The 17,815-nt window shown below is 57.6% G+C and carries 20 protein-coding genes and 1 riboswitch; of the genes, 9 read left to right on the forward strand and 11 right to left on the reverse strand.

Annotated elements, in window-relative coordinates; genetic code table 11:
- Positions 1-269: 269 nt before the first annotated feature.
- The 5 genes from H7848_RS14465 to H7848_RS14485 all read right to left on the reverse strand — a co-directional run bounded on the left by H7848_RS14465 (position 270) and on the right by H7848_RS14485 (position 4,443).
- Positions 270-656 carry a Rid family hydrolase gene (locus tag H7848_RS14465; protein ID WP_208352798.1) on the reverse strand — a complete coding sequence of 129 codons (387 nt, stop codon included), beginning with the start codon at positions 654-656 and terminating at the stop codon, positions 270-272.
- Between the two features lie 298 nt (positions 657-954).
- A complete protein-coding gene (locus H7848_RS14470) occupies positions 955-1,830 on the reverse strand; it encodes a 3-hydroxybutyryl-CoA dehydrogenase (protein ID WP_208352800.1) in 876 nt (291 codons plus the stop codon).
- A gap of 239 nt (positions 1,831-2,069) precedes the next feature.
- Positions 2,070-3,296: a cytochrome b/b6 domain-containing protein gene (locus H7848_RS14475; RefSeq protein ID WP_208352802.1), complete on the reverse strand. Its 1,227-nt coding sequence runs from the start codon at positions 3,294-3,296 to the stop codon at positions 2,070-2,072.
- A 315-nt stretch (positions 3,297-3,611) separates the two neighbouring features.
- The gene (locus tag H7848_RS14480; protein WP_208352805.1) at positions 3,612-4,094 is read right to left on the reverse strand and encodes a hypothetical protein; all 483 of its coding nucleotides are present in this window, start codon (positions 4,092-4,094) and stop codon (positions 3,612-3,614) included.
- Between the two features lie 16 nt (positions 4,095-4,110).
- The gene (locus tag H7848_RS14485; RefSeq protein WP_208352808.1) at positions 4,111-4,443 is read right to left on the reverse strand and encodes a hypothetical protein; all 333 of its coding nucleotides are present in this window, start codon (positions 4,441-4,443) and stop codon (positions 4,111-4,113) included.
- A 229-nt stretch (positions 4,444-4,672) separates the two neighbouring features.
- Here H7848_RS14485 and fabD point away from each other — a divergent pair, with 229 nt between their 5' ends.
- From fabD to H7848_RS14525, 8 genes are all read left to right on the forward strand, one after another.
- A complete protein-coding gene (gene fabD, locus H7848_RS14490; RefSeq protein WP_208352811.1) occupies positions 4,673-5,608 on the forward strand; it encodes an ACP S-malonyltransferase in 936 nt (311 codons plus the stop codon).
- A 9-nt stretch (positions 5,609-5,617) separates the two neighbouring features.
- Positions 5,618-6,355, forward strand: coding sequence for a 3-oxoacyl-[acyl-carrier-protein] reductase (gene fabG / locus H7848_RS14495; RefSeq protein WP_208352813.1), 738 nt, complete (start codon positions 5,618-5,620; stop codon positions 6,353-6,355).
- A gap of 272 nt (positions 6,356-6,627) precedes the next feature.
- Positions 6,628-7,584 (forward strand): alpha/beta fold hydrolase, encoded by a 957-nt coding sequence (locus tag H7848_RS14500; RefSeq protein WP_208352815.1) that lies wholly within the window; start codon positions 6,628-6,630, stop codon positions 7,582-7,584.
- 212 nt (positions 7,585-7,796) lie between these two features.
- Positions 7,797-8,033: an acyl carrier protein gene (locus tag H7848_RS14505; RefSeq protein ID WP_208352817.1), complete on the forward strand. Its 237-nt coding sequence runs from the start codon at positions 7,797-7,799 to the stop codon at positions 8,031-8,033.
- A gap of 415 nt (positions 8,034-8,448) precedes the next feature.
- Positions 8,449-9,708, forward strand: coding sequence for a beta-ketoacyl-ACP synthase II (gene fabF, locus H7848_RS14510; RefSeq protein ID WP_208352819.1), 1,260 nt, complete (start codon positions 8,449-8,451; stop codon positions 9,706-9,708).
- The gene (gene mltG, locus H7848_RS14515; protein WP_208352821.1) at positions 9,708-10,877 is read left to right on the forward strand and encodes an endolytic transglycosylase MltG; all 1,170 of its coding nucleotides are present in this window, start codon (positions 9,708-9,710) and stop codon (positions 10,875-10,877) included. The genes fabF and mltG overlap by 1 nt, the downstream gene beginning before the upstream one ends.
- Before the next feature lie 56 nt (positions 10,878-10,933).
- Positions 10,934-11,407 carry a hypothetical protein gene (locus H7848_RS14520; protein WP_208352823.1) on the forward strand — a complete coding sequence of 158 codons (474 nt, stop codon included), beginning with the start codon at positions 10,934-10,936 and terminating at the stop codon, positions 11,405-11,407.
- 294 nt (positions 11,408-11,701) lie between these two features.
- Positions 11,702-12,094, forward strand: coding sequence for a hypothetical protein (locus tag H7848_RS14525; protein WP_208352825.1), 393 nt, complete (start codon positions 11,702-11,704; stop codon positions 12,092-12,094).
- Between the two features lie 66 nt (positions 12,095-12,160).
- Here H7848_RS14525 and H7848_RS14530 read toward each other — a convergent pair whose 3' ends face one another.
- Together H7848_RS14530 and H7848_RS14535 are read right to left on the reverse strand one after the other, a co-directional pair.
- On the reverse strand, positions 12,161-13,033 hold the full coding sequence (locus H7848_RS14530) for a polysaccharide deacetylase family protein (protein ID WP_208352827.1): 873 nt from the start codon (positions 13,031-13,033) through the stop codon (positions 12,161-12,163).
- Positions 13,034-13,099: 66 nt separating this feature from the next.
- Positions 13,100-13,606, reverse strand: a complete 507-nt coding sequence (locus H7848_RS14535; RefSeq protein WP_208352829.1) for a P-loop NTPase family protein — start codon at positions 13,604-13,606, stop codon at positions 13,100-13,102.
- A gap of 280 nt (positions 13,607-13,886) precedes the next feature.
- Here H7848_RS14535 and H7848_RS14540 point away from each other — a divergent pair, with 280 nt between their 5' ends.
- Positions 13,887-14,252, forward strand: coding sequence for an NADH-quinone oxidoreductase subunit A (locus tag H7848_RS14540; RefSeq protein WP_208352831.1), 366 nt, complete (start codon positions 13,887-13,889; stop codon positions 14,250-14,252).
- A 244-nt stretch (positions 14,253-14,496) separates the two neighbouring features.
- Here the strand turns inward: H7848_RS14540 and H7848_RS14545 are convergent, their stop codons facing one another.
- The 4 genes from H7848_RS14545 to H7848_RS14560 all read right to left on the reverse strand — a co-directional run bounded on the left by H7848_RS14545 (position 14,497) and on the right by H7848_RS14560 (position 17,624).
- A complete protein-coding gene (locus tag H7848_RS14545; RefSeq protein ID WP_208352834.1) occupies positions 14,497-15,489 on the reverse strand; it encodes an ABC transporter substrate-binding protein in 993 nt (330 codons plus the stop codon).
- On the reverse strand, positions 15,486-16,226 hold the full coding sequence (locus tag H7848_RS14550; protein WP_208352836.1) for an ABC transporter ATP-binding protein: 741 nt from the start codon (positions 16,224-16,226) through the stop codon (positions 15,486-15,488). Before H7848_RS14550 ends, H7848_RS14545 begins: the two co-directional genes overlap by 4 nt.
- Entirely contained in the window at positions 16,223-17,011 is a 789-nt protein-coding gene (locus tag H7848_RS14555; RefSeq protein WP_237072763.1) for an ABC transporter permease, read from the reverse strand. The genes H7848_RS14550 and H7848_RS14555 overlap by 4 nt, the downstream gene beginning before the upstream one ends.
- Before the next feature lie 4 nt (positions 17,012-17,015).
- On the reverse strand, positions 17,016-17,624 hold the full coding sequence (locus H7848_RS14560) for a YkoF family thiamine/hydroxymethylpyrimidine-binding protein (protein ID WP_208352838.1): 609 nt from the start codon (positions 17,622-17,624) through the stop codon (positions 17,016-17,018).
- Positions 17,620-17,732: riboswitch (TPP riboswitch) on the reverse strand. It overlaps the preceding gene by 5 nt.
- Positions 17,733-17,815 lie beyond the last annotated feature (83 nt).

A 17,815-nucleotide genomic window follows, 5' to 3' on the forward strand; every position in this document is an offset into this window, starting at 1 on the left:
TCTCCCGAAGGTCCATCGAAAGTGCCTTACCCACTGCTCGCCCTCCATCTTGTGGTCGGCGACAGTGAATCAGCAAAATAAGCCTATGTGAATCCCCCTTGATTCAGGTCGATTTCATCACGCTCTAGCGCAGTTGTGACGGTCGGATTATGAGTATTTATGGAACAATGATGGGTGTGTCTGGCGCAAGTTGGAACTGCTATAGGGTTATAAACAAAGGTCAGCTCTGAGCCTAACTGACCGGTTGCTGCACAAGGCACAAACGTCAGCTATGTTTTCCGTGCAATGCACTTGATTTCTACGACCGCACCTTCTCGAACAAAGCCTGCAACCTCGATTGCCGTCCACGCGGGAAAGGGCTCTTGAACGTACTTGGCTCGAATACTCTTAAACTGATCGAGATGGTGACGCAATCCGATGTGGTAACTTGTCATCTCGACGAGGTGCTGGAAGCCTAATCCAGCTTGCTCAAGAACCGCGCGTATTTTTGTGAAAACAGCTTCAATTTGCTCGGCAGGATCGTCGGAGTATTGCCCATCTTTAGAAGCTCCAGTGAAACCAGTCATGAAGATAAACCCTTCATGTTCCAAGCCAGGGGACATTTTCCAATCGCTCACATAGTCAGCCAAATCAGTTGGAACAATTGCCTTCGGCATATTAAAGCTTCCCTGAATTCGCGTTGCCAAGAACAGATAGCACCTAACCGGTATGCAAGGAAGCAGACCTTGGTTTCTAAACAGCGAATTGATGCTTTATCCCGCATTCAGGGCGCGCACATATGATAAAGCATGTGTTGGACCGGGCTGCCTTTATGAATTCAATGCATCTTCCATAAACGCATTTCTATTTTTCCTATGGTTTTGAGCGGCAATGATCTGCCTCCGACAGCATCACCTTTATTGTTCCACAAATACTCAAAAACCCGAAATCGCAGCCCGCGCGGATGTCGCCGGTTTACCGCGTTGGAACCGGTTCATCCCCGCGATAGTCGTAGAAGCCTCGGTCCGTTTTGCGGCCCAGCCAACCGGCCTCGACGTATTTCGTCAGCAGGGGGCAGGGGCGGTATTTGGTGTCAGCCAGGCCGTCGTGCAGCACGTTCATGATCGCCAGGCAGGTGTCCAGACCGATGAAATCGGCCAGTTCCAGTGGGCCCATCGGGTGGTTGGCGCCCAGTTTCATCGAGGTGTCGATGGATCTGACCGACCCCACGCCTTCGTAAAGGGTATAGATCGCCTCATTTATCATCGGCATCAGGATGCGGTTGACGATGAAGGCCGGGAAATCTTCGGCCGTGGCGGCGGTTTTGCCCAGTTTTTCGACGACGGCCAAACAGGATTTAAAGGTTTCCTCATCGGTTGCGATCCCGCGAATCAATTCGACCAGCTGCATCACAGGCACAGGGTTCATGAAGTGAAAGCCCATGAATTTTTCAGGCCGATCCGTGCGGCTGGCCAGGCGGGTGATCGATATGGACGAGGTATTGGAGGTCAGGATCGTATGGGATTGCAGGTGCGGTTGCAGGTCCTCGAAAATCGCGGTTTTGACGGTTTCACGTTCTGTCGCGGCCTCAATCACCAGGTCGGTCGCGCCCAGGTCCGGCAGTTTCAGCGTGGTTGAGATGCGATCCAGTGCTGCGTCCATGTCGGCGGCGCTGATCTTGTCGCGGCTGACCTGCCGTTCCAGGTTTTTCGCAATCAGCGTTTTGCCCTTGTCCAGAGCATCCTGGCTGATGTCGTTCAGCAGTATGTCATACCCCGCCAGCGCCAGAACATGTGCGATCCCATTGCCCATCTGCCCTGCACCGATCACGCCGACCTTTTGGATATCCATCGTGTCCTCAAATCACCTGTTGTCGCGGGACACTATGCCCAGCCTGCGCCCGGCTGCAAGTCTGAATAGCTGTCTTAGAGGATCGCTACGAATATCCGAAATGCTCCGGTCAACTAAATCGCCCGGTGGGTACCACCGGGCCGCGCCGACCCGCCCCCCAGGGCGGCGCATTTGCGCCACCCACGGGCCGGCGCTGCCCTTTATGTGTTGAAGCTACAGATGAATTTGAGGGTGATGTGCTAATCTACCTGCGTGGCGGTCAGTTCGATGTTGACCAGCACGTCAAAGGCCAGGCTGCTTTCGTCGACCATGCTTTCCCCGATGTTGAAATTCATACGGTTCAGTGTTGTGCGACCGGTCATTTGGGCCGTGTCGCCGTCGATTGTCATGGTAAAGGGCAGTTCAACCGGCACTGTTTGGCCTTTGAGTGTCAGGGTGCCCCGGGCGGTATAGACCTCATCATCCCCCAGAATCAGATCTGCGTCGAAAACAGCGGTTGGGAATTCGGCGGCATTGAAGAAATCGGCGCCCAGGGCCTGGCCCGTCACCGACCCAAGGGTCAGCGACCCGATGGCGATCGTCACCTCGACGTCACCGACGGGGCCCAGGTCATCGCTTTCCTCAAAATTGATGGCGGCGGTCCAGTCGGCGAAACTGCCCTGCACCTGACTGCCGAATTGGGTGATGGTCAGGCCCAAAGTGCCCTGATCCACCTGCCAGCCTGTTTCGGCCTGTTCCAGTTCAGCCACAGTCGCCTGATCTTCGGGCAGGGCGAACAGGCCCAAGGCGGTGCCCGTACCCAAGGCGGTGATGTAGACCGCTAGTGCCGCGATCAGCGGCAGTGCCACGCCATGTTCCGGCCCCGTCGCACTGCGTTGGGCCTGACCCGGCAGCATCCGGCGCAGGGTGCTGTCGCGGTCAAAGAAGTGATGCTTCAGCGCGCCGGCCACATGCAGGACAAAGGCCAGCACCAACACGCGTTCAAAGATGATGTGCAGGCTGGCAAAGATGTGGGCGACGTTATCGTCCTTGGGCACGAAGGGCAGGCTTTGACCAAAGGGCCACCAGATCGGCGCGAAACCGGCGGTGGCGGCGTGATGAATCCAACCCGTCAGCGGCACAATGATCAGTGACGCATAGAGCAGCCAATGTACCGTGGCGGCGGCGAATTGTTCGATGCGGTTGTGGCTGGCCAGTGGCAGGGGTTTGGGCTGCGCAATGGCCCAGATGATCCGCAGCAGGGCCAGGAAAAAGATCGTCAGCCCGATGGTTTTGTGCAGCGAAAACAGGAAAGCGGTTTGTGACACGAACTCTGGCGTGGTCGAAACGGCGGGATCTTCGATCTGATGCGCCATGTTATGGGCGATGATCCCCAGGGGGATGACGGTCAGGATCAGCAGGACCGTGGCCCAGTGAAAGACCTTGGCCAGGCCGCCATAGCTTGTGTCGGTGTTCTGCAGTGCCATCGCTTTACCCTGTTTTAACCTGCGCCATAGGTAGACCGGCGGCGCCGGATCGTCCAATGGAAGTTACGCACAGGGTTTGTGCGGCAAATCACTGAAAGGGGTCTTTTGGTCGTCAGGAGGGAGCGCGCCGAGGTCCCGGATCAGGTCCGGGACGGCAAAGTTGAGAGATCGATGGTTTGTGACCAGAAACACTCTGCGCAACCATATACGCCCGGTGGGCACCACCGGGCAGCGCCCACCCGCGGACGGTCGCTGCCCTTCGTCATTAACTCGTATTCCGAAGCTTTTGGACGATGCTATTGTCTGACGTATACGTCACAAAGCCGTGGGCGCGCCGCCGTTGCTGCTTTTGGCCTTTAGCAACCCCATCAGCACGGTTCGGATCAGATTGAACACCGGCCACGACAGCGACCCCATCAGCATTACCAGCCCAAGCGCGAACATTTTGCGCGGCAGGGGGGCGGCGCCTTCGGAATAGGCCAGGATCTGGTCCAGCAGCGGCACGGGGCTGCTGCCCCAATCGCCCGACAGGGTAAAGGACCACACCGGACTGGACAGAAAGAACATGATGACCGAGGCCACACCGACCTTCGACCAATGCGTCCCGCCGTTCCATTTCAGGATACACGCCACCACCACGCCAAACATGAACATCAGCCCGGCCAGCGATGTCACGGCGGCCTCACGGCTCATCTCAAGGCCTGCGACGCTGACAATGCTTTGCATCATCTGATCCAGGTTCAATTCGTCGGCGCTGATATGTGTCCCAGGCGCCAGTTCGTCAGTTTCAAATGCCATAACCGTTCCCTTTGTCTTAGCGCGTCTGGGTGAAGACGGAACTGGGGCGCGTTGCGTTGCCCCATTTCGCCCAGCCCAGAATTGTGTTGGCTTGGGGGTTTTTCAGCTCAACCCATCGGACCATCTGCTTGCCCTGCCAGATGTCGACATAGTTGCTGACCTGAACGCCGCGGGGCAGTTGCGCGGTTGGTTTCTGCAGAACAAAATCACGCGTGTTTTTCTGGGACGGGCTCAGCGGATAAAGCGCGACCGTCCCGCCGCGCACCCCCAGCACACCTTTGGCGGTCGCTGACTGGGTAAAAACGGCATTCGGTGGCGCTGAATACAGCACCACATTTTTCTTTGGCATCAGGGTTGTTCCCGTGGGTGAAGGCAAAGCCCCGTCTGCGGACGCAATCTGCGCGAACAGAAGAAAGCATAAAATCAATAGGCGTTTCACGTTAACCTCATCTCTTAAAAATGAATTTCTGAAATAAATAATAGTTAATAATATCACAGAATCGGCTCAGCTCCAAATTGCATTCGCCATTGCCCGCAGGGGACGCAGTTGCTAGACCGCCCCGAACAGGAGGTGCGCGATGAAAGCATTTGTTTTTCCGGGGCAGGGGGCGCAGACCATCGGAATGGGGTTGGCTCTGGCCGAGGCCTATCCGGCAGCGGCCGCGATTTTCGAAGAGGTTGATGATGCTTTGGGCGAAAAGCTCAGCACGTTGATCTGGACCGGCGATCAGAACGCACTGACTTTGACGCAGAACGCGCAACCTGCCTTGATGGCTACATCGCTGGCCGCGATGCGCGCGCTTGAGGCAGAAGGGGTCGAAGTGGACGCCGCGGCTTATGTGGCCGGGCATTCCCTGGGCGAATATTCCGCGCTGGCCGCGGCTGGCGCGATTGGCGTGGCCGACACCGCGCGGCTGCTGCGCACGCGTGGTAAAGCGATGCAAGAGGCCGTGCCAGTTGGCGTCGGCGCCATGGCCGCGCTGTTGGGGTTGGATTTTGAAACCGCGCAGGCCGTGGCGGAGGAGGCGGCTGAGGGCGATGTCTGCCAGGCCGCCAATGACAATGATCCGGGGCAGGTCGTCGTTTCCGGGCATAAGGCGGCGGTGGAACGCGCCGTGACGATTGCCAAGGACAAAGGCGCCAAGCGCGCGGTTTTGTTGCCGGTCAGCGCGCCCTTCCATTGCGCCTTGATGGAACCGGCCGCCAAGGTCATGGCCCAGGCGCTGGACGATGTGGAAATCAGCGCACCAAAGGTGCCGCTGGTGGCCAATGTGCTGGCCCATGACGTGACTGATCCAGCGACGATCCGGTCGTTGCTGGTCGAACAGGTCACAGGGTCGGTCCGCTGGCGCGAATCCGTGGGCTGGATGGCGGCGCAGGGCGTGAGCGAAGTTTGGGAAATTGGCTCTGGCAAAGCGCTGTCGGGCATGATCCGACGCATTGACCGGTCGATTGAAACACGGGCTATTGGCGCACCCGAAGACGCCAGAGCTGCTGCAAATACTTTGAACTAGGGGGCAGAAATGTTTGATCTGACAGGGAAAAATGCGCTGATCACAGGCGCATCGGGTGGAATTGGTGGCGAAATTGCGCGGATGCTGCATGGCGCAGGTGCGACAGTTGGGATTTCTGGCACGCGGGTCGAGCCGCTGCAGGCACTGGCCGATGATCTGGGCGACAGGGTCCATGTTCTGCCCTGCAATCTCAGCGATCCCGAGGCGGTCGAGGCGCTGCCGAAACAGGCGGTTGAGGCGATGGGGTCGGTCGATATTCTGGTCAACAACGCCGGCATCACCCGCGATAACCTGTTCATGCGGATGTCGGATGACGAATGGCAAAGCGTGATCGACGTGAACCTGACGGCCACGATGAAGCTGTGCAAGGGCGTCCTGCGCGGCATGATGAAGGCACGCTGGGGCCGGATTGTGAACATCAGCTCGGTCGTGGGCGCCACGGGCAATCCGGGGCAGGGCAACTATGCCGCGTCCAAGGCGGGCATGGTGGGTATGTCAAAGTCGCTGGCCTATGAGGTCGCAAGCCGTGGCATCACCGTGAACTGCGTGGCCCCCGGTTTCATCACCACGGCGATGACCGATAAGCTGACCGACGATCAGAAAGACGCCATCCTGAAACAGGTCCCCGCGGGCCGCATGGGTGATGCGGGCGAAATCGCGTCGGCTGTGCTGTATCTGGCCAGCCCCGAGGCGGCCTATGTCACCGGCACAACACTGCACGTGAACGGCGGTATGGCGATGTTGTGATAGCCAGCGAGGTCCCGGATCACGTCCGGGACGGCGCGTTATGCTGGCACCGTTCGGGGCTGCCAACGGCGGGGTCATGAGTATTTTTGGAACAATAAAAACACAATAGACCTTTATTGTTCCCCAAATACTCAAATCCGATGGCTCAGCCGGACCATTGTGCGCAGTAGTGCTCTACTGATGGTACACCGGCGGAAAACCACCGTGGCGGGATGCAACTTTATGCGGGGTATATAGGTAATAAGTATAGTGCTTGTGAATTGAGGGATGTGATGGTCGTCACTGATGCGAATGCAATGCGGGAGCCGCGGGTTGCGGCCGATCATCCGGTGGTGCGGCTGACTGACGTTCAGTCGGACGCTGCCCCTGTTGTCTTTATCCACGGGTTGCTCGAAACGCCATCGATCTGGACGTTTCTGGTGTCTTTGCTGGAACAGCATCAGATACCTGCTATCGCGCTGCCTTTGCCGGGGCATTTTCCCTGGGCCATTGGCCCCGATCAGGTCGAGACCCTTTTGCAGGATGACCACCTTTTTGCGCAGTATGCCGATATGATCCGCCAGTGTTACCCTGGGCGCGCGGTGCGGCTGGTGGGGCATTCCACGGGCGGCATGATCGCGCTGGAAATCGCGCGGCTTTATCCTGATCTGGTGCAGGCCGTGATGCCCATCGGCGCGCTGTGGTCGGGGCGGCTGGACAATCAGCAAAGCCTGCTGGCGCGGATCACGCTGAACCCCTGGATCGGGCCATGGTCCTTTCGCAAGATGATGGAGTGGTGGCATTGGGACGAAGCCTGGTTTCAGGCCGGTCTGAAAACCGTTGTCGGATCGCCCGAAGTGCCCGTTGTCGATATCCCGCTGCAGATGCTGGCGGACCTGCGGCAGTCGAATTACGACACCATGCGGCGCCTGGCCGAATGGGTGGCGTCGCAGGACGTGCTGGCCCGGCTTGATCAGGTATGCGCGCCGGTTTGTGTGGTGATCGGAAACAAGGACGCCGTTGTGCCCCCCTTGCATCAGTTGCAGATCGTCAAAGCGCTGCCCAATGCCACGGCGGTCATCCTTGACAGCGGACATCTGCCGATGATTGAAGCACGCGCCCTTTTTGAAAAAAGCTTTATTGTCTGGGTGTTGCAGCCTGATCCTTATCTTCCTGTGCAGCAAGTTACCGCCGGGAAAAGCATTGCCGGACTGGTTGAAGACCTGTCTGCACACAGGTTTGACGCTTGAAAACAGGACGTACAGTGGGCATGTCTTGCCCAGTTAAGCGGTTTAAGCGAAAGCGTTTGCCTTGACGATATGTTGTGCTATAGGCGGCGCAGATTGGCCGCAGGGTCGCAAACGCGATGGACGGTGGGTCCGGCACGGACCGTAGGAGAGGCCCGAATCCCGGGTAAAGCGAAAGTTGGGGCACGGACCCCATAAAATAATGAGGACTTGATATGAGCGACGTCGCAGATCGCGTAAAAAAAATCGTTGTAGAGCATCTTGGTGTCGAAGAAGATAAAGTCACGGACAGTGCTTCTTTCATTGATGATCTTGGCGCCGACAGTCTTGACACGGTCGAGCTGGTGATGGCGTTCGAAGAAGAGTTCGGTATCGAAATTCCCGATGACGCTGCTGAAACCATTCAGACATTTGGCGATGCAGTAAAGTTCATCGACGAGGCCGCCGCCTGATTTTCAGGCCGCAGCCCAGTAATAGAACGGCGCCCGCTTGCGGCGCCGTTTTTCTTTGGGATGTTGGTCCGAGGTCCCGGATCAAGTCCGGGACTGCGCAGTAGGGCAAATCAGGCCGATAGGTTTGGCCGTTACAAGTAACGCCTTGATTGGTCTTTAGTCAGGGGTTTCAATGCGTTCGTCTTGCGGCCAAAATCGTCCTTGGTCGATCAATGATCGTGATCATCAGGCTTCCAGAATTTGGACGGTACTTTGGTCAGGTTGACGCCCTAAGCCACCGCAGTTTGCAGCAAATCTGACGTCAAACGCCGCAAGGTCATGGCAGGGCATTGCTTAATCTGTGCGCTCTGGACTTGCCCTTGGGCGGCAACGCGCGGTATCACAGTTAAAACCTGACGGAGAGATGGGAGACAATATGCGTCGAGTGGTGGTCACGGGCCTGGGGATGGTCTCGCCTTTGGGGTGTGGAGTTGAGCCGACGTGGAAGCGGCTTTTGGATGGTGAATCTGGCGCAGGCACGATCAGCCGGTTCGATGCGTCGCATCTGGCAACGACATATGCCTGCGAAATTCCGTTCGGGGATGGCAGCGATGGCACATTCAATGCCGACGACTGGATGGAGCCGAAAGAGCGGCGAAAGGTCGATGATTTTATCCTTTACGGCATGACCGCCGCCACGCAGGCCGTAGCTGATGCGGGCTGGACACCCGAGGATGAGGAAAGCCGTATTCGGACCGGTGTCATGATCGGGTCTGGGATCGGTGGTTTGAACACGATCGCCAGTACGGCGCTGCTGATCAAGGAAAAGGGGCCGCGGCGCGTGTCGCCGTTCTTTATCCCTGCGGCTTTGATCAACCTGATCAGTGGTCAGGTCAGTATCCGTTATGGGTTCAAGGGGCCAAACCACGCGGTTGTGACGGCTTGTTCCACGGGTGCGCATGCCATTGGGGATGCGGCGCGGCTGATCATGCTGGACGATGCCGACGTCATGCTGGCCGGTGGTGCCGAAAGCCCGATCAGCGAATTGGGGATTGCCGGGTTCAACGCCTGCAAGGCGCTGTCGACCAAGCGCGGAAATGCGCCCGAGGCGGCCTCGCGCCCCTATGACGCGGACCGGGATGGCTTTGTCATGGGTGAGGGCGCGGGCGTTGTCGTGTTGGAAGAATACGAACACGCCAAGGCGCGTGGCGCCAAGATTTACGCCGAGGTCATCGGATACGGTCTGTCAGGCGATGCCTATCACATCACCGCCCCGTCCGAGGATGGCGAAGGCGGCGAACGGTCGATGCGGTCAGCCCTGCGCCACGCCAAACTTGAGCCGAAAGATATCGATTACATCAACGCCCACGGCACCTCGACCATGGCCGATACCATCGAACTGGGTGCGGTTGAACGGATGATGGGCGATGCGGCGGGCAAGGCCACGATGAGTTCAACCAAATCGTCGATCGGGCACCTTCTGGGCGCGGCCGGTGCGGTTGAGTCGATTTTCTCGATCCTGGCGATCCGCGATCAGGTGGCCCCGCCCACCATCAATCTGGACACCCCCGCCGTCGATAGCAAAATCTATCTGGCGCCTAACAAAAAGCATGAGCGCGAGATTAACGTGGCCCTGTCGAATTCATTCGGGTTCGGCGGCACGAATGCCTCGCTTCTGTTCGGAAAGGTCGACTGATGTGGCGTCATGTGGCGGCGAATGGGATGACATTGCTGATCGTGCTGTTGTTTGTCGTGGGCGGCGCGATTTTGTGGGGGACGCGGATTTACACCAGCCCCGGGCCGCTGGCGCAGCCGATTTGCCTGGAGATCCCGTCGGGATCGTCGATGTCGGCGGTATCCGAAAGTCTGGAAGAACGCGGCGCGATTTCTGACGCCACGATTTTCCGCATCGGTGCGGATTACGAAGGCAAGACCACGCAGATCAAGGCCGGCAGCTTTTTGGTGCCGCAGCAGGCCTCGATGGATCAGGTTCTGTCGCTGATCACCGAAAGCGGGCGCAGCACATGCGGGACGGTGGTGAATTACCGGATCGGCGTGGCTTCAAGCAGTGTTCAGGTGAATGAGTTGAACACCGAAACGCAACGGTATGAGGAACTGGCGCGCTTTGATCTGGGGGCCGAAGAGGTACCCGAAAGCTATGACCGTGCCAAGGCGGCCGCCGGAACACGGTTTCAGATCACTGTGGCCGAGGGCACGACGACCTGGGGTGTGGTTGAAGCCCTGCGTCAGGTGGATTTGTTAACCGGTGAGATTGAGACCATTCCCCCCGAAGGCAGTCTGGCGCCCGAGCTTTATGAAGTTCGCCTTGAACAGGATCGGGGGACGCTGATCGCCCAGATGCAGGCCTTGCAGCAGGAACGTCTGCAGGCCGCCTGGAGCGAACGTGTCGATGATCTGCCGCTGGAAAACCCCGAAGAGGTGCTGATTCTGGCCTCGATAATCGAAAAGGAAACCGGTGTCGCGGATGAGCGGCGTCAGGTGGCGTCAGTCTTTGTGAACCGGCTGAATGTGGGGATGCGGCTGCAGACGGACCCGACGGTGATTTATGGTATTACCGAAGGGCGCAGCGTGCTGGGACGCGGATTGCGCCGCAGTGAATTGCGGGAACCGACGCCCTATAACACCTACGTCATTCCCGCCCTGCCGCCGACACCGATCGCCAACCCGGGCGAGGCCAGCATTCGCGCTGCGGTGAACCCTGACAGCACGGATTACATCTTTTTCGTGGCAGATGGCACGGGCGGTCATGCCTTTGCCCAGACACTGGACGAACACAACCGCAACGTCGCCCGCTGGCGCCAGATCGAGGCCGAACGCGCCAATCAGCAGCCCAGCAATAACTGATCTGACAGACCCGCTTCGGCGGGTCTTTTATTGACTGTCGCATTGAACGAATTGTCATGGACCACCTTCAACCCTTTCGCCCCCGTCCCGTTTTGCCCTTGTCTGTCATCAAAGGGCGGGACTGGCATCTGAAGCGATACGCGATTCTGGCAGACGGGCGTGTTTTCGATGACGATATCGCAGATGCGGCCAGTGCTGCGGCGTTGGACAGACTGCCAAGAGCGGGCGATCTGTTGGATGGCGCTGGTAATCATGGCGTTGGGTTTCAGATCATCCATTTTGCTGAAATTGCAGTCGTTTCGCCGACCTTTTACTGGCAGTGGGGCAGTGTTCTGGCAAAGGCCCCCCAGATACGCGCCCGGTGGGAGGCCCCGACGGTCTTTGGTGATGGTGTGGATCAGGTCGTGGGCTGCCTTTGGGAAATGGATATCGTGCGGTTTGAAACCGACGCCTGGCGGGCAAAGATGCTGGGCGGTAACGGCACACCGCCCGAAAGGTTGGTTGCCTATTTTGAGGAACAATTAGTTTAGCATCAATTAAAGCATGGTGCTAAAAACCTGCAACGCTTTATCCGCTCATTCCACCCGGTGGGCACCACCGGGCAGCGCCCGACCCGCCCCCCAGGGCGGGCGCTTTCAGCCCCCACCCTCGGGCCGGTCGCTGCCCTTAACACTCCATCAATACATTACTGGTTTTTAGGACGGTGCTTTAGATATTTATGAAGGGCAGAAGCCTGCATGCTAGCCACTCAAAAGCCATCGGTTAGACACATAATTATCCAATTTCGCACTAAGCTGACGTTAGGGCAGCTTATGGGGGATAGTATGAGGCTTATTGTATTCGGAATTCTGGCGACTGCACTGCTTGCCGGGTGTTCAAGGCAGGCGATGATGGATCGGGCTTATCCTGATCGGATGCGCTTTGCGTTTCAGTCGGCGCATACCGAAGATATCCTGAAATACGCCTGCGAACGCGGCGAGACGGAAAGCGAAACCAGGCGCCGTGCGACGGCGGCGCACCGCTACTTTGACAGCCAGATGGATGCCTTTGCGCAGCGCTTTGCCGAACGCATGAAGCAAGCTGTTGATAACGGTGAAAATGAGGTTGTGGCCGCCGTCAGGCTAAGCCGGCAGTCCGAAGACTGGGCCGAGCAGGTCGTCGATCTGACCGAAGCGCGCTATCAGTGCATGTTCTACGACGCGGTTGAGCCTACTTGACAACCAAGTCGCCATCGTCTGGTCCGGTTATTGGCGTACCATCTCAGCAATGCCAACCATGAAAGGTTAATCTGCCAAAGGTACCGGCTGCTCGCTTTGTCGCCCTATCACCCGCTCGATCTGTGATAGCCCGCGGGGTCCGCTATAGAGATCGGGCATAGTATATAAGGGGTCGGACAGCGCCTTCTCAACGGTGACAAACGTCCATCCTTCCGCCGCATACCAGTCGAGCAGCGTATCAAGATGATCCGCGTTAAGACGGTTCATATGTAATAGCAGAATATGGGGTACTTTTCGTCCCACGGCTTCCTGCGCCAAGGCTTCAAAGTGTCGAGTACGCTCTTGAATATGCGCAACATACGCCATTGCAATCTCAGAGGCAGCCGCTTTATTCCCTATATCCAAGGCTTTAAGATAATCCTGGTTAAAGCGCCAATCATCCGTGTCGATCGTGACAGGTACGTTCAAGTAACCCAACTCAGCAAGCACAGCGTCAGCGGCAAGCTTCGCCTCTTCAGTTTCACCCTCACGTAAGAAAGGGAAACGGTAGAAGCGGTTCTCGCCCATCCATTGCGATAAAATTTCGTCGGCGCGCTGGGTCTCTTCATGAAATGCCTCAGGTGTGAGTGTGCCGTAATCCGGATGGGACCAGCTGTGGTTGCCGACTGTGTGTCCAGCCTTGGCGAAAGCGTTCATTGCTTGACGTGACTCTCGGTCAATCTGCACGCCAATTGCGAAGCCTGTGGCAATAATATCATGTGCCGCCAAAGCAGTATTTACCGCTTGGACCTGTGCCAAACCTTCACTTGGCGAGGTGCGGGACGGTTGCACATAGGGCAGGTCATCCAGTGTAATCGCAATCTCGCGTGCGTTGACCGACTGGGCAACGACAGCCGCGATAATCATACTGACGATTACAGAAAAGGATTGGGGTATCATTTGCGTCTCCATAGGCGCGATGTGGCAATGCTACCTCAGCATATGGTCGACCGCTGTTCTTAGCTGTCAATGAATATCATCCAGAAAACGGTCGACCTGGTGGCGGTTCTGCAGTCGGTATTTTGCCTTATCGGGCGGGGCCTTGGCATAGAGTTCTGCCATTTTCATCCGGCTGGTTCGACGGGTGATCCAGATGTATTTCCAGAATTCGGGGTCCAGCCGTTCGGGGCAGTTTTCGGGCAAGTCGGGGCGGGGTTGGCCGTAGTGTTTCAGGCTGCGCCGGATCACCCGCGGAAGGCGGATGTATAGCGGTATGTCCAGCCAGATTAGTGTATCGCAGCGGGCCAATCGTTCGGGCCATGAGCGGGAATGACCGCCTTCGAAGATCCATCGGTCCTGGGCGTGCACCTGTGCGCAAAGCTGGCCCTTTTCGGCCTGGCTGCGCTCAACCCACCCTGGTTTCCAGTGGATCAGATCGATGTGAAAGACAGGCAGCCCGGTCAGATCCCCCAACCTGCGCGCCAGTGTCGATTTGCCAGCCCCCGGCTGCCCCAGGATCATCACGCGTTGCATGTCTTGTGGTCCTTGACTGTGGGAAAAGGCGTTCATGGATGATTAACCTGCCGGGAACAAGATGTCATTCAAGCATTGTAGAGTGATGTTTTGAAAGTCTGAACCTTCCGTACAACCAACCCGCCCGGTGGGCACCACCGGGCAGCGCCCGACCCGCCCCCCAGGGCGGGCGCTGCCCTAAGTATTCCGTATTCCTTGAGTACAATGCATCACCGTTGGTTGACCCGACCGCCCACCGGCGCTAAAGGTCGGGCAGTTGCATGCAAAGGATTAAGTGCACATGGAAACGCTTGCCGCACAGTATCTGCCGATCATAATTTTTCTGGGCCTGGCCATCGGTCTGGGGCTGGTTCTGATCCTGGCGGCGGCGGTCGTTGCCGTGCGCAACCCTGACCCTGAAAAAGTCAGCGCCTATGAATGCGGGTTCAACGCCTTTGACGATGCGCGGATGAAGTTCGATGTACGGTTCTATCTGGTGTCGATCCTGTTCATCATCTTCGATCTTGAGGTTGCCTTTCTGTTCCCCTGGGCTGTTGCGTTCCAGGATGTGGGGCTGGTCGGGTTCTGGTCAATGATGGTGTTTCTGGCCATCCTGACGATCGGTTTCGCCTACGAGTGGAAAAAAGGCGCGCTTGAGTGGGAATAGCGGGTTTGGGGGGCGTATTCCGATCTGCGTCGCCAAGTCATTTCTATTGCGCAATTTCGGCTGATTAGTTGTGCTGCAGATGTCGGCAAAGAGCCCTTTTTGCAGATATTCTGAGTCGTAGCGGATGTCTTGTCTGCTCTTGGTGTTTTAACCTAACCCCTTGATTGGATTTTTGCAGAGCGCTTGCGCAGGCTTAATATAAGGAATGGGTGCACGTATATGCCACCCATCCCTTACAAGAGCGTCACCACTCTACTTGCAAAAGGTAGTCGTTCGAGTACCAGGTGGAGATATCAGGCATCTCTTCAATCGGTGCGCCGTCTCCGTTCAGCATGATCCCAGCATCAAAGAGAAAGTTGGTGATATTGGCGAACATCGCGTCATCGATTGCGCCAACCGGCTCGCCCGGATCTTGAAGATATCCACCTTCGACCAGTGCGTCCATGGATGCGCGCACCAGATCAGGGTTCGTCAACATCCCGGCCGTTTCGGCAATCAAAATTTCTGCTGCCTCTTGCGGCCGAGCAGCAGCAAACGCGTATCCACGCTGTGCTGCCTGCACAAAAGCCATAGCTGTTTTCGGGTTTGCCGCAAGCCATGTACCGTTGCCGCCCAGAAACGTCGTTTGCTGGTCCGGGACACCGTAATCGGCATAGCGGAACGCACGTTGCGGACGATCCAGCAGGACCGAATTCACCCCTTCCCATGTGCTGACCTCTAGCGTGAAATCAACACTGCCATTGGCAAGCGCCTCGTAGGCCGACGTGCCCAAGGTGATCGTATCAAATTCACCAGTGCCGCCATCGTTGCGAATGATCGTCGAGATCAGCGCATTTTCCCACGCGCTGCCAAAGCCCGCGTAGATCATGCCATCCAGATCGGCCGGGCGCTGGATGTCGTCGCGTTCGCCGTTAAAGACCAGACGCCCGGTTTCATGCTGCACCACGGCCATGACGACTGTCATATCGGCCCCGGTCGCGCGCTGCGTGTGAAAGCCCACAGCACTGAGGATGCCGAACTCGGCCACGCCCGCCGCGACCAGCGTTCCTGATGATGTGTCGGTGTAGGGCAGGATATCGACCTCTAACCCCGCGTCCTCGAACCATCCTTTGGCTTGTGCCACGTAAAGGCCGACGTGATTGGTGTTGGGTGTCCAGTCCAGCGCCACGCTCAGCTTTTCCTGTGCCGTGGCGGGCAGCGCCAAAGCGACAAAGGCCGCGGTGATGATGTATTTCATGATGTCTCTCCGGTTTGTTGAAGTAGGGTTTCAAGAAGCTGGGTTTCGATTTCGTAGGCTTGGGCGCTAGGCGGGCGACCCAGTCTTGGACGCGGGATGGGCACGTTGATTTCGGCGATCACGCGGGCGGGCCGACGTGACAGGACATAGATGCGGTCCGATAGCGCCACGGCCTCGCGCACATCGTGGGTGACCAGCAAGGTTGTCCAGCGCGCGGTACGCCAGCGATGCTCGAACCAGGTTTGCATTTGGGTGCGGGTCAGGGCGTCAAGCGCGCCGAAGGGTTCGTCGAGGAGTTGGATGCTGCGTCCTTGTACGATTGTGCGTAAAAGCGCTGCGCGTTGGCGCATGCCGCCAGAGAGCTGGGCGGGATAATGGGCGGTGAAATCGGCCAATCCAAAATCACCGAGTAACGGTGCAACTTTTGCGCGGGCATCTTTGCGGGGGATGCCCTGCACCTCCAAGCCAAGCGTCAGGTTGTCGATGATCCTGCGCCACGGCATCAGCGCGTCGCGTTGAGGCATGAAGGCAAAGCCGTTTTCGCGGCCGGCACACGAAATCGTTCCGGTTTGCTGGGGCTGCGCCCCGGTCAGCAGTCGAAAGATCGTTGATTTTCCAGCGCCTGAGGGGCCAAGGATTGAGACGAATTCACCCTGTTCCACATGCAAGTTAATGCGATCCAAAACAGGTATGCCGCCAAACGTGACGCTGACATCATTGAGGGAAAGGGCGGTCATCGATGCCCCTCCACATCGCGCCAACGCAGCACGGTCCTTTGCAGCAGGGCGGTGGCGGCAAACAGGACAAGTGTAAGGAGTGAACTGATCACAACCGCAGCCAGAACGATGTCGGGGCGAAAGCTGTTTTTGGCGTTCAGGATGACGATCCCCAGCCCCGCACGTGCACCAACGTATTCGGCAAAGATCGCCGCGACGACCGCATAGGTGATCGAAATGCGGAGGCCTGCGAAGAAATACGGCATGGCAGAGGGGAAACGCGCAGCGCGAAAGATTTGGCCGCGCGTCGCCCCCATAGACCCCATAAGATCTTCGATTTCCGGATCGGTCGATGCGTATCCGTCTACCAAAGCGACCAGCATCGGAAAGAATGTGACCAAGGCGACCAACAGCACTTTGGGTGACAGGTCGAACCCGAACCACAGCACCACGAGGGGTGCGATGGCGACCAAGGGCAACGTTTGGCTGACCACAAAGATCGGGAACAGGGCATGGCGTACGCGCGGCATGAAATCCAGTATGATCGAGAGACCAAAGGCTACGGCCAATGACAGGGCAAATCCTGCGAACGTGGCCGTCAGCGTGGGCAAGGTGTTGTTCCACAGCAAGACGCGGTTCTGCACCATCTGGTCCAACACACGCGACGGCGCAGGCAGCATGAGCGGCGAAATGCCCGACACGCGGACATAGATTTCCCAGATAACAAAGGCACTGACCACGCTGAGGACGGCAGGAATGCCGCGGGTCAGACCTCTGCCGGAACGGCGAGGTACGGGGCGGTGCATCAGATCAGCGCTTGGATGGGCTGTTGGCAGAGACCGTCAAATCAACCGTTACATGACCATCGGGCGGGCCAAACTGGCAAAACGCCTGTTGCAGAGTAGCAAAAACAGGACCTGCATCGCCGGTCAGCCGGGTGCAAAAATTCTTGGACCGATCAAAGGTGCCGCTTTGCTTAAGAAAGTCGATGCAGCCCATAATCTCGGCCATATGATCGCCCGCGCCCATTACATAAAGCGAGAATTGGGCGTCTGTGGTTTGGCCTTTGTCTGGTGCCGCAACAATCGCGGCAAGGGCGTTTTCTTGGCGAGAGGAAAGCGGCTCTGACGGGTTCGCCAAAGCCCCTGTCTGGCAAATCTGGTCATCCGGTTCACCGGGACAGCCGCGTGACAGCGTCGCGCGCAGCACGACATGGACGCCTGTTGCAGCGGCGCTTGCGTAAAGATCACGCAATGCGGGAAATAGGACCTCGGGCGGGCCAACGATCAGGGTCGAAATGTCGTCGGTCTCAATCCGTAACTTATCACGCCACGGATCAAGCGCGCCGAGGGATGATAAAATCACGTCAACGAACCCGTCCGTCATCGGGTAAAGTGATACTTGTGCGCCTGCAAACATATATATGTCCTCCTTGCTACGCTGGCATTATCCAGATCAGCTTTGAGGGTCCGAAGGCTTGCGCCCGCATCTCAGCCGCGACATTACGCAGCTCCCCTGTGGTTGGGCACGTATCGCAGCAGGTGTGGACGGGTACAAGCGAAATATGAATGCCATTGCGTCTTTGGACTGATCCTCCAAACACATGCGAC

Source organism: Pseudaestuariivita rosea (assembly GCF_017592335.1).
Lineage (GTDB): Bacteria > Pseudomonadota > Alphaproteobacteria > Rhodobacterales > Rhodobacteraceae > Parasulfitobacter > Parasulfitobacter rosea.

Excerpts from the sequence above, each read along its gene's own strand:
- H7848_RS14465 (WP_208352798.1), bottom strand. The coding sequence starts at position 656 with ATGCCGAAGGCAATTGTTCCAACTGATTTGGCTGACTATGTGAGCGAT.
- H7848_RS14470 (WP_208352800.1), bottom strand. The coding sequence starts at position 1,830 with ATGGATATCCAAAAGGTCGGCGTGATCGGTGCAGGGCAGATGGGCAAT.
- H7848_RS14475 (WP_208352802.1), bottom strand. The coding sequence starts at position 3,296 with ATGGCACTGCAGAACACCGACACAAGCTATGGCGGCCTGGCCAAGGTC.
- H7848_RS14480 (WP_208352805.1), bottom strand. The coding sequence starts at position 4,094 with ATGGCATTTGAAACTGACGAACTGGCGCCTGGGACACATATCAGCGCC.
- H7848_RS14485 (WP_208352808.1), bottom strand. The coding sequence starts at position 4,443 with ATGCCAAAGAAAAATGTGGTGCTGTATTCAGCGCCACCGAATGCCGTT.
- fabD (WP_208352811.1), top strand. The coding sequence starts at position 4,673 with ATGAAAGCATTTGTTTTTCCGGGGCAGGGGGCGCAGACCATCGGAATG.
- fabG (WP_208352813.1), top strand. The coding sequence starts at position 5,618 with ATGTTTGATCTGACAGGGAAAAATGCGCTGATCACAGGCGCATCGGGT.
- H7848_RS14500 (WP_208352815.1), top strand. The coding sequence starts at position 6,628 with ATGGTCGTCACTGATGCGAATGCAATGCGGGAGCCGCGGGTTGCGGCC.
- H7848_RS14505 (WP_208352817.1), top strand. The coding sequence starts at position 7,797 with ATGAGCGACGTCGCAGATCGCGTAAAAAAAATCGTTGTAGAGCATCTT.
- fabF (WP_208352819.1), top strand. The coding sequence starts at position 8,449 with ATGCGTCGAGTGGTGGTCACGGGCCTGGGGATGGTCTCGCCTTTGGGG.
- mltG (WP_208352821.1), top strand. The coding sequence starts at position 9,708 with ATGTGGCGTCATGTGGCGGCGAATGGGATGACATTGCTGATCGTGCTG.
- H7848_RS14520 (WP_208352823.1), top strand. The coding sequence starts at position 10,934 with ATGGACCACCTTCAACCCTTTCGCCCCCGTCCCGTTTTGCCCTTGTCT.
- H7848_RS14525 (WP_208352825.1), top strand. The coding sequence starts at position 11,702 with ATGAGGCTTATTGTATTCGGAATTCTGGCGACTGCACTGCTTGCCGGG.
- H7848_RS14530 (WP_208352827.1), bottom strand. The coding sequence starts at position 13,033 with ATGATACCCCAATCCTTTTCTGTAATCGTCAGTATGATTATCGCGGCT.
- H7848_RS14535 (WP_208352829.1), bottom strand. The coding sequence starts at position 13,606 with ATGCAACGCGTGATGATCCTGGGGCAGCCGGGGGCTGGCAAATCGACA.
- H7848_RS14540 (WP_208352831.1), top strand. The coding sequence starts at position 13,887 with ATGGAAACGCTTGCCGCACAGTATCTGCCGATCATAATTTTTCTGGGC.
- H7848_RS14545 (WP_208352834.1), bottom strand. The coding sequence starts at position 15,489 with ATGAAATACATCATCACCGCGGCCTTTGTCGCTTTGGCGCTGCCCGCC.
- H7848_RS14550 (WP_208352836.1), bottom strand. The coding sequence starts at position 16,226 with ATGACCGCCCTTTCCCTCAATGATGTCAGCGTCACGTTTGGCGGCATA.
- H7848_RS14555 (WP_237072763.1), bottom strand. The coding sequence starts at position 17,011 with ATGCACCGCCCCGTACCTCGCCGTTCCGGCAGAGGTCTGACCCGCGGC.
- H7848_RS14560 (WP_208352838.1), bottom strand. The coding sequence starts at position 17,624 with ATGTTTGCAGGCGCACAAGTATCACTTTACCCGATGACGGACGGGTTC.